Annotated in this window: 1 protein-coding gene and 1 pseudogene; both read right to left on the bottom strand. The window is 64.3% G+C overall.

Annotation, left to right across the window (positions count from 1 at the left end; translation table 11 throughout):
• The coding region (locus tag EN745_RS35110) for a metallophosphoesterase (protein ID WP_127423335.1) at nt 1-533 on the bottom strand (533 nt) is incomplete at its 3' end.
• Between the two features lie 141 nt (nt 534-674).
• Nucleotides 675-1,097: pseudogene (locus tag EN745_RS35105) on the bottom strand (NAD(P)/FAD-dependent oxidoreductase); the annotation flags it as partial.

Raw genomic sequence — 1,097 nt, 5'->3', positions numbered from 1 at the left:
ACATAGGGCTTGAGGTAGAGCCTGTCGTCGCGCGGGTTGGCGGCAAGCGTCGTGCCGCGGATCAGGTTGGCGCAGACGAAGGGAAAATTGGCGCCGGCCAGCACCTTGTCCAGGAACGACAGGCCGTAGTTGAATTCGTGATTGCCGAGCGTCGAGCATTCGTAGCCGAGCAGGTTCATGCCCTTCATGATCGGATGCAGGTCGCCATCCTTCAGGCCCTTCTCGTAGGCGACGTAGTCGCCCATCGGGTTGCCCTGCAGAAGGTCGCCATTGTCGATCAGCATCGCATTGGTGGCTTCCTTGCGAACCGCGTCGATCAGCGAGGCGGTGCGTGACAGGCCCATCGTGTCGTTCGCCTTGTCGGCGTAGTAGTCATAGGGCAGCACGTTCACGTGGATGTCGGTCGTCTCCATGATCCTCAGATGCGCCTGATTGGCCGCGGCCCGGGCGGAGAAGGGATGCAGCATGATCAGCGCCCCGGTGGCGGCGGCGCCGGCCAGGAATTCGCGACGGGAGACGGGCAGTCGTGACATTGTTTTCTCCTCTTCGACAACGCGACACCCCTGCCAGCGAGCGCGGAGCTTGCCGGTGAAGGAGGTCTAAGTCCATGTCCATTGAAAGGCCTGTCGATCACGACAAGGTGACGTGTCGGTGAACCGGATGCCGGCGCGACGTCAGCCCTTGTCGTCGTCGCCCTGGGTGATCAGCCGCGCGCTGCGCTGGCCGGTGAAGTAGATCCATAGCCAGCTAAGCGAGACCGCGAGCCGGTTGCGGAAACCGATCAGGAAATAGATGTGCGCCACGCCCCAGAGCCACCAGGCAAGCCAACCGGTGAGCTTGATCCAGCCGAAGTCGATCGCGGCCGCGCGCTTGCCGATGGTCGCCAGGTCGCCGGCATGTTGATAGCGGAAGGGACGCGAAGTCGTATCGCCGGCGAGCCGCGCCTTGATCGTCGCGGCGACGTGACGCCCCTCCTGCTTGGCGGACGGTGCCACGCCCGGCACCGGTTTCCCGTCCGGGCGCAACACATGCGCGGTGTCGCCGATGACGAAGATTTCCGGGCTGCCCGGCACGGTGAGATCGGGCTCGACCAGCAC

The organism is Mesorhizobium sp. M4A.F.Ca.ET.022.05.2.1 (assembly GCF_003998845.1).
In the GTDB taxonomy this organism is placed as follows: domain Bacteria; phylum Pseudomonadota; class Alphaproteobacteria; order Rhizobiales; family Rhizobiaceae; genus Mesorhizobium.
The sequence above is the reverse complement of the archived record's forward strand: the minus strand, read 5'-3'. Positions and strand labels throughout refer to the sequence as shown.